This window comes from Actinomycetota bacterium (assembly GCA_030776725.1).
Classification (GTDB): domain Bacteria; phylum Actinomycetota; class Nitriliruptoria; order Nitriliruptorales; family JAHWKO01; genus JAHWKW01.
Window position 1 is genome coordinate 1 of sequence record JALYHG010000065.1, and the last position, 8,574, is coordinate 8,574.

Consider the following 8,574-nt stretch of genomic DNA (forward strand, 5'->3'; position numbering starts at 1 on the left):
CGCCGGAGCCGGCCGCGCCAACTCATCCGAACGCGCCGGCAAGCCCGCCGACGCCGGAGCCGGCCGCGCCAACCCACCGGAACCCGCCGGCAAGTCCGACGACGCCGGCGGTTCCCGGGGCGCACCACCCGGGAAGGGCTGAGTCAGCCGTCAGGCGGCGACGACCACCCAGTCCTCGGAGACGTCCCCCGGGCGGTAGGGGGCGTCGACGCGCTTGGCCAGGAGGCCGGGCAGCTGTCGGGCGCGGGCCGCGTCGAGCAGTGCGGTCCCGTGACCGACGTGGTGGCGGGGCGCCTGCCACGCGGGACCGGCCAGGTCCAGGTCGTGCAGCAGGGCGCGACGCTCCTGGTACGCGAGCTCGGTCGTCGGGTGGCCTTCGAGCCACAGCAGGTCGACGAACAGTGCCGCCACCGGTCGGTCGCCGGCCAGGCGCCGAGCGCGCGCGTCGTCACCGGCGGTCAGCCGCCGTTCGACCGCAGCACGGTCGTTGGTCGGCTGCCCGTCCCGGTCGACCGCAACGATCACCGCGTCCAGGACCGTCTCGACGGCGGCCAGGCGGCGCCCGACGCGGCGCACCTCCGGGAAGCTGACGGAGACGTCGTCGCCATCCCCGTCGGTGATGGCGACGTGACCCGCGTCGTTGGTCACCAGCACGCGTTCGCCCGCCCAGCGGATCTCGAACGCCCATCCCGGCCCGTCGGGGAGGTCTCCCGCCACCCCGCGCATCGGCCGCAGGCCGGCGGGGATGGGCCGCCGATCGGGGTCCTGCGGCGGGTCCATACGGTGGATCATCCAGTCACGATCGCCGATCGGGAACAAGGCGTAGGTGCCGCGCACCCGTTGACCGTGCAGCGTCACCACGACCTTGTCGTCGGTGAGGGTCCGCTCCTGGTAGGTGCCCCGGTCCCAGATATCCATGCGTCCCGCGCCGTACTCGCCGGCGGGGATCTGTCCGTGGAACTCCAGGTAGTCGAGCGGGTGGTTCTCGGTGTGGACGGCGAGCCGGTTGTCGGCGGGGCGCCAGGGGATCCCCTGCGGCAGCGCCCACGACACCAGCACGCCGTCGCGCTCGAGCCGCAGATCCCAGTGCAACCGGGTCGCGTCGTGCTCCTGGATCACGAACCGGCGCTCCCCGCTCGGTGGGAGTGGGAACGCATCCCCGGCTGGCTCTGGGGTCGCGGCGAAGTCTCGCAGCTGGCGGTAGTGCGCGAGCCGGTCTGACACCCCGTCAGCTTGCCGCTCCGGTGGTCTGTGGCGCCACCTGCGCGGTCCGTCCGCGCGACCACAGGTGACCCGGCCTGCGGTCGTCCGTCCGTCCCCCGTCGCCGCGCGCTCCGGCGGCAACCTGGCTCCAGGAGGAGGATGGATCATGGCGAGAGCGACCTGGTCGGGCTACATCAGCTTCGGGTTGGTGACCGTCCCCGTGAAGCTGTACTCGGCGGTGCGCAGCCACGATGTCCACTTCCGGCAGCTGCACGAGACGACCAACGCGCGGGTGCGCCGCAAGCGGGTGGACGAGCAGACCGGCGACGAGGTGCCCTACGACGAGATCGTGAAGGGCTACCCGGTCGACAGCGACGAGTACGTCGTGGTCGACCCCGAGGAGCTCGAGCAGCTCGACCCTGAGGCGCGTCGGACGATCGACATCCAGGACTTCGTCGAGCTGGCCGAGATCGACCCGATCTACTACAACCGCCCGTACTACCTCGCCCCGGCCGACGAGAGCGCCTTCAAGCCCTACGACCTGCTGGTCGAGGCGATGCAGCGCTCCCAGAAGGTCGGCATCGCCAAGTTCGTGATGCGCAACAAGGAGTACCTCGCCGCGATCCGGGCCCGCGACCACGTCCTGCTGCTGTCGACGATGAACTACGCCGACGAGGTCGCCGACCCGGCCGAGATCGAGGGCGTCGAGGACCGTCCCCGCGACGTCCGCGAGCGGGAGGTCACGATGGCTGAGCAGCTGATCGAGTCGTTGACCACCGAGTTCGACCCGGGGCGTTACCACGACGAGTACCAGCAGCGGCTGGTCGAGTACCTCGAGGCCAAGGCAGAGGGTGAGAAGGTGACGGTCACCCCGCCGCCGGAGGAACCCGGCGGGGTGGTCGACCTGATGCAGGCCCTGGAAGCCAGCCTCGGCCGCGACCGCGACCGCTCCTCCCGTGAGGATCGTTACGCCGACCTCACCCGCGATGAGCTGTACGAGCTCGCGCAGGAGCGCGAGATCTCCGGCCGGTCGAAGATGAGCAAGGATGAGCTGGCCGGTGCGCTCCGCGACGCCGACCGCGAGCAGCGCGTCGCAAGCTGACGATCAGCCGACACGACCGTCGCCGAGGAGGTCACCCGCCGAGACCGTCCAGTTGCTGCTCGACGTCGCGGACCTCCGCACGCGCCGCGTCACGCTCGTCCGCCAGTTCGCTGGCGCGTCGGCGTTCGTCGCGGGCCTCGGATCTGGCCTGCTGTGCCTTCCGCCGCAGCCGCTCCGCGCGCCCTTCGGCGTCAGCCGCCCGGCGCTCCTGGCGTTCGACCGCTCGCTCCAGGTCGCTCAGGCGGCTGCGGAGCTCACGCAGGCGACGCCGCAGCGCCGAGCGCTCCGCGGCCGACTCAGCGAGCGTGTCGTCCTCCCCCTCGTCGGACGGGAGCGCCGCCAGGCCCGCCAGCGTCCCGAACCCGGGAGACGTCGTCGCCCGGACCAGGCGGCCCCCGGCGACCGCGTCGCGGACCTCGTCGTCGACCGCGGCGGCGTGCAGGGTGGCGGTGACGTCGTCACGGTGGGTCGCCGGAGAGCTGCCGAGCTCCTCGATCAGTTCGGCGGCGGCGGCGGTGAGGCGGTCGACCACGTCGAGCAGGTCATCGACCGCCGCGCGCAGCTGGCCATCGCGGCCGCTCAGCGCCCGCCGTTGCGCCCGGCGGACGCGGTCGGCGGCGGCCAGCAGCTGTCGGACGTCGTCGGGGTGGCGGCGGGTGAGCTGGTTGACCGCCCAGGCGGCGATCGTGGGCCTGCGCTGAGACGACAGCTGCTCGGCGGCGTTGCGATCACCCGCGTCGCGGAAGCGGCCGACGAGCTCGTCGCGGGTCGCGACGAAGTCGTCAGGCGCGACGGCGTACAGCTGATCGATGGCCTGCTCGACGTCCACCGGTCCCCCTGTTCGGCCGTTGTCGCCACGCCGATCGAACGATCGACGCGGCCGTGATCACCGACGGGTCAACGGCGTCACGCCCCGTCCGGGCAGCCGGGACGGCCGACCCGGCGCCCCCTACGGTCGGGAGCCGTGGAACAGGAGGACACGGTGGCGATCCCGCGGATCCGGCTGCGTGCCGCCCCGCCCCAGACCCTCTTGCAGATCTACCTCAGCGACCACCTGGCGGCTGCCACCGGCGGAGTGGAGCTGGCCAAGCGTGCCTGGCGCAACAACCGTGGCGGCGACCTCGAGCCGTTCCTGCGGACGCTCGCCGGCGACATCGACCAAGACCGGCGTGACCTCGAACGCATCATGCGCCACCTCGACGTCGCTGGCTCCCGCCCCAAGCAGGCCGCGGCGGTGGCGCTGGAGCGGGTCGGCCGCGTGAAGTTCAACGGCCAGCTGATGGGTTACTCCCCGCTCAGTCGCCTGGTCGAGATCGACGCGCTCGCGGTCGCCGTCGAGGCCAAGCTCAACCTGTGGCGCAACCTCGACGCAGCGCTGCCACCGACCGCGCTGCCCGCCGACGTCGACCTCGACCGTCTGATCCGCCGTGGTCAAGACCAGCACCGAGCACTGCAGGAGCGGCGCGTGGACGTCGCTCGTCAGTCGTTCGCCGGTGCGGTCGCGTCCGGACGCTGAACCGTGGCCGGTTGGCACCCGGACCACCACGTGCGGTTGCCGGTCATCCACCAGCGCTGGCGTGATCTGACGTTCCTGCACTGGCGCTACCCGCCGGAGACGGTGCAGGCGTTGCTGCCGCCCGGGTTGCAGGTGGACACGTTCGACGGGAGCGCGTGGGTCGGGATCACACCGTTCACCTTGACCTCGCAGGCGCTCCCGGTCGTCCCCACACCACACTTCGGAGCCGATGAGGTCAACGTGCGCACGTACGTGCGCCGCACGGACGGCACCGACGGGCTGTGGTTCTTCAGCCTCGATTTCAACCGGGCGGCGGTCGTGGTGGCCGCGAGAGCCACGCTGGGGCTGGCGTACCGGCGAGCGTCGATCTCGGTGCAGCGCGACGGCAACAGTGTCCGGTACCTGGCCCGTCGCGGGGGCCGCCACCGGCCGCACCTGCGGCTCGACCTGGACGTCGGCGACCACTTGACCCGGGATGACGTCAGCGACCTCGAGGTGTTCCTGGTGGGGCGCTGGCAGCTGTTCACCCGGATGTTGGCCACGTTGCTGACCGTCCCGGTCGAGCACCAGCCATGGCCGTTGCGGGACGCACGCGTCGTCGACCTGTCCGAGGATCTGCTGGTCGCCGCCGGGCTCACGCCGCCCGATGGGGCCCCCCACGTGCTGTTCTCCCCCGGGGTGGACGCCAGAGTGGGCGTACCGCGCCCGACGCGATGACGGCATCGCGGGAGCAGATAGCCGGTAGCGGTGACAGGAAGGACGTCGCGTGGCACGGACCGCGATCATCACGGGGGCCAGCTCAGGCATCGGGAAGGCCACCGCCGTCGCGCTGGCCGACAGCGGCTACGACGTGGGCATCACGTGGCACGAGGACGAGGCCGGCCTGAACGGCACGGTCGAGGAGGTCCGCGCCACCGGGCGTCGCGTGGCGGTCCGCCACCTCGATCTGGTCGATCCCGGCGCGGGCCCTGCGGTCGTGGACGAGCTCACCGACGAACTCGGTCACCTGGACGTCCTGGTCAACAACGCCGGGGGCGGGCACTCGGCACCGTTCCTGGACCACGACGCTGACGCCTGGAGACACGTCCTCGATGTCGACCTGACCGGGGCGTTCCTGTGCATGCAGGCGGCGGCGCGCCGGATGACGCGCAACCGCGGCGGCGGGCGCATCATCGCCGTGACGTCCGTGCACGAGCACGTCCCACTGGCTGGGTCGGTCGCGTACTGCGCCGCCAAAGGGGGCCTGGGCCTCGTCGTCAAGGTGGCGGCCCTGGAACTTGCTGAGCACGCCATCACCGTCAACGCCGTCGCCCCCGGTGAGATCTCCACCAAGATGACCGGCCAGCAGGACCAGGACCCAGCCGACAACCCACGGCCCGGGATCCCGCTGGGCCGTCCCGGCCACGCCGGCGAGATCGCGCACGCCATCCGCTGGCTGGCATCACCCGAGGCGTCGTACGTGACCGGGGAGTCGTTCGTCGTGGACGGTGGCCTGCTGCTGATGGCGGCACAGGCCAACAGCATGCTGGCGTGAGTGGTGCGCCGTGAAGGCACTGCTGCTGATCGCCGGATCCGCCCTGATCGTCGTCGGCGTCACCGATCTGGTGTGGACCACGATCGCGGTGGCCGGCGGGCGTGGGCCGCTCACCGACGTGACGGCCCACCACATGTGGCGGCCGGTCGTCCGCGGTGACCGCAGCCACCGCACCCTGCAGCTCGCGGGGTACGCCATCGCGCTCAGCGTCCCGGTGACGTGGGTGGTTCTGGTCTGGGCGGGGTGGTCGCTGGTGTTCCTGTCCAGCCACGGGTCCGTGGTGGACGCGGCGTCGCAGCAGCCCGCCCCCGCTCTCGCCAAGGTCGCCTACGCGGCCGGGGCGTTGTCAGGAGCCGGCGCCGGGTACACCGCCGGAGCGCCGGTGTGGCAGCTGGCCAACAACGTCGCTGCGCTCCTCGGCCTGGCGATGTTCACGCTCGCCGTCACCTACATCTTCCAGGTCGTGACCGCTGTCTCCCGGGAGCGGGCGCTGGCGTCACGCATCGACGGGCTGGGGGATTCGCCGGTCGACGCCGTCGCCGCCGCGCTCGGTGAGCCCCAGCTCGGCGACCTGCCCAGCCACATCATCACCATCACCGACGACCTGGCGCTGATCGCGCACGACCACCTGTCGCTCCCCGTCCTGTACTACTTCCACGTCGGACGGCGGGGCGCGTCGATCCCGCGCAACGTCGCCATGTTCGACGAGCTGATCACGATCGTCGAGCGCGGGCTCGAAGAACCCCATCCCACGCTGGTCCGACCCGCCCGGGAGGCGGTCGACCAGTTCATGAACACCCTGCGACTGTCGGTCGACATCCCGCCGCCACCGCCACCGCCCGACCTGTCCTCGCTGCGCCGGATCAGCGACCAACTCGTCGACGACGACGCGTTCGTGTCCGCGGTCGACGATCTCGCCGACCGCCGAGCGCGTCTCCGGGCGCTGGTCAACCAGTACTCCTGGGACTGGTCGACCGACGTGGACCCGACCACCACGGGTCGACGCCCGACGGACGTCGGGTGACCGGTCGGCGACGGACGGAGTCTTGCGCGAACGGCCAGTGTGCCGCTCGGGGTGGGGGGCGTCCGGACACGGTGGGTCCAGCCCGACGTCCACGACCGGCCGGCACCGTTAGTCCACTTGCCGAGAACGGGAGATGCCGTGGATGCCATCGAGTTCCTCACCCAACAGCACCGCCAGGTCGAGCAGCTGTTCGACCAGTACGAGCAGGCCAGCGGCACCGGACAGCGCCAAGAGCTGGCCAACGAGATCGTCGAGGACCTGAAGCTGCACACCACGCTCGAGGAGAGGTTCTTCTACCCCACGGTGCGCGAGCGCATCCCCGACCTCGAGGACCAGCTCCTCGAGGACTTGGAGGAACACCACGCCGTCGAGCTGCTCCTGCAGGAGGTGACCGACGCCGACCCCTCCGACGAGCGCTTCGACGCCAAGATCAGCGTCATCCAGGAACAGGTCCAACACCACGTCCAGGAGGAGGAACAGGAGCTGTTCCCGCAGGTGCGCGACGGGCTGGGCGACGATGCGCTGCAGGAGCTGGGCGATCGGATGCGGCAGGCCGCCGAGCGGGGCGGGCAGGAACCCACCAAGGATGACCTGTACCAGGAGGCACAGGACCTCGACATCGAAGGCCGCTCGAAGATGGACAAGGACGAGCTCGCTGAGGCCGTCGAGGAACATCGCTGACGTCCGGCGGCATGCGTTCGGCCTGCGGCGTGGGTCCGTGGCCCATCGACGGCGTCCCGCCGAGCGCGAAGGCCGTGACCGGAGTCGTCGTGGATGCTCCCACGGACGTTGGTTGAGGTGCCGGTGCACGTCCTTCGGGTCTGTTCTGTCTTCCAGCTCGCACCAACATCGGTCCACGACGGTGCGGCCCGGTTCGACCCGGTCGGAGGGATGCAGACCCACACCGATCTGTTGACCCGCCACCTCGACCGGCGGGGAGTGACCCAGACGGTGCTCACATCCCGCCTGTCGGGCCCGCGAACCGTCGAGCGCGTCGACGGAGCGACGGTGCACCGCCTCGGTGTCCGCACCGCCCACCTCAGGCAGCTGTGGACGGCCCAAGCACTGCCGCGGCTCCTCGCGGACCCCCACCGCCCCGACCTCGTCCACGCCCACCAGGGGGAGGATCTGGCGGCGCTCCCGCTCGCCCTGGCAGCGTCCCGCCGCAGCGGCTGCCCGCTGATCGTGACGGTGCACTGCAGCGTCGAACACACCCTCCAACCGGTCGGGGCGCGCAGCGCGGCCGTCGCGCTCGTCGGCGCCCCGCTCGAGCGGGCCGTCCTACGTCGCGCCGACGCGGTCATCACGCTGACCGAGGCGACCGCTGACAAGCTCTCTGACGGGGGGATCGATGCGGACCGGATCCACGTCATCCCGTCGGGGGTGGATCTCGCCTCGCACCGCCGTCCCCGACGGGATCCACTCCCGCACGTCGGCCATCCCCGAGTGGTGTACGTGGGGCGGCTCGTCCCGCAGAAGTCGGTCGACACGCTGATCCGGGCAGCGGCGATCCTCGGGATCGATGCCCGAGTCGTGATCGTCGGCGACGGACCCGATCGGGGCAAGCTCACGCGTCTGGTCGCCGACCTGGATCTGACCGACCGGATGACCTTCACCGGGTTCATCCCCTACGCCAGCGTCCCGGCGATGCTGCAGCATGCGGATGTCCTCGTCCTGCCGTCGCTGTACGAGGAGATGGGATCCGTGCTGGTGCAAGCGCTGGCCACAGCGACCCCGGTCGTCGCGACCGACGTGGGCGGCGTCGCGACCGTGGTCGAGGACGGCGCCACCGGGTTGCTCGTCCCACCGCTGGACCCGGCGGCGCTGGCTGCGGCGCCCGAAGCGGTGCTGGCCGATCCGAGCCTGGCTCGGCGTCTGGCCGCGAACGCCGCTCGGGCGGCCGAGCGCTACTCGTGGGACGTCCTCGCCGGGGCCGTCCTCGACGTGTACCGCTCGGTCATCGGGCAGCCGGTCACGGCCTCTGCGACGTCGCCGACGTGACGGCTCCGCGTCAGGTCGTCGGCGCGACCGGTGTCTCGACGGCCAAGGCCGCCCCGCCGGTCAGCCCTCGCCTTGCGGTCCGGCCTCCTCGGTCGCGGCCCTCTCGGCGCGCGATTCGATGAAGAACGCGCCGAGTGCGGCGGCCAGGGACGCGAACACCACGACGGCGTAGGTGGACAGCAGCAGCGACAGGA

Annotated in this window: 9 protein-coding genes; 7 read left to right on the forward strand and 2 right to left on the reverse strand. The window is 71.6% G+C overall.

Features of this window, described 5'->3' with window-relative positions; all coding sequences use genetic code 11:
• Positions 1-150: 150 nt before the first annotated feature.
• The gene (locus tag M3N57_02885; GenBank protein MDP9021643.1) at positions 151-1,224 is read right to left on the reverse strand and encodes an ATP-dependent DNA ligase; all 1,074 of its coding nucleotides are present in this window, start codon (positions 1,222-1,224) and stop codon (positions 151-153) included.
• A 145-nt stretch (positions 1,225-1,369) separates the two neighbouring features.
• On the opposite strand from M3N57_02885, the gene M3N57_02890 reads away from it, so the two are divergent.
• Entirely contained in the window at positions 1,370-2,305 is a 936-nt protein-coding gene (locus M3N57_02890) for a Ku protein (GenBank protein ID MDP9021644.1), read from the forward strand.
• 31 nt (positions 2,306-2,336) lie between these two features.
• Here the strand turns inward: M3N57_02890 and M3N57_02895 are convergent, their stop codons facing one another.
• Positions 2,337-3,134, reverse strand: coding sequence for a hypothetical protein (locus tag M3N57_02895; GenBank protein MDP9021645.1), 798 nt, complete (start codon positions 3,132-3,134; stop codon positions 2,337-2,339).
• Between the two features lie 135 nt (positions 3,135-3,269).
• On the opposite strand from M3N57_02895, the gene M3N57_02900 reads away from it, so the two are divergent.
• From M3N57_02900 to M3N57_02925, 6 genes are all read left to right on the forward strand, one after another.
• A complete protein-coding gene (locus tag M3N57_02900) occupies positions 3,270-3,821 on the forward strand; it encodes a hypothetical protein (protein ID MDP9021646.1) in 552 nt (183 codons plus the stop codon).
• Between the two features lie 3 nt (positions 3,822-3,824).
• Positions 3,825-4,538 carry a DUF2071 domain-containing protein gene (locus M3N57_02905; protein ID MDP9021647.1) on the forward strand — a complete coding sequence of 238 codons (714 nt, stop codon included), beginning with the start codon at positions 3,825-3,827 and terminating at the stop codon, positions 4,536-4,538.
• Between the two features lie 49 nt (positions 4,539-4,587).
• Entirely contained in the window at positions 4,588-5,355 is a 768-nt protein-coding gene (locus tag M3N57_02910; GenBank protein ID MDP9021648.1) for an SDR family oxidoreductase, read from the forward strand.
• Between the two features lie 10 nt (positions 5,356-5,365).
• Positions 5,366-6,379, forward strand: a complete 1,014-nt coding sequence (locus M3N57_02915; GenBank protein MDP9021649.1) for a hypothetical protein — start codon at positions 5,366-5,368, stop codon at positions 6,377-6,379.
• Between the two features lie 138 nt (positions 6,380-6,517).
• Complete coding sequence (locus tag M3N57_02920) at positions 6,518-7,060, forward strand: hemerythrin domain-containing protein (protein MDP9021650.1); 543 nt, start codon at positions 6,518-6,520, stop codon at positions 7,058-7,060.
• Positions 7,061-7,270: 210 nt separating this feature from the next.
• Complete coding sequence (locus M3N57_02925; protein MDP9021651.1) at positions 7,271-8,380, forward strand: glycosyltransferase family 4 protein; 1,110 nt, start codon at positions 7,271-7,273, stop codon at positions 8,378-8,380.
• The last annotated feature ends 194 nt before the right edge of the window (positions 8,381-8,574 follow it).

What these genes read in the sequence shown, in the direction of transcription:
- M3N57_02890 (MDP9021644.1), top strand. Translation starts at nt 1,370, where the DNA reads ATGGCGAGAGCGACCTGGTCGGGCTACATCAGCTTCGGGTTGGTGACC.
- M3N57_02925 (MDP9021651.1), top strand. Translation starts at nt 7,271, where the DNA reads ATGCAGACCCACACCGATCTGTTGACCCGCCACCTCGACCGGCGGGGA.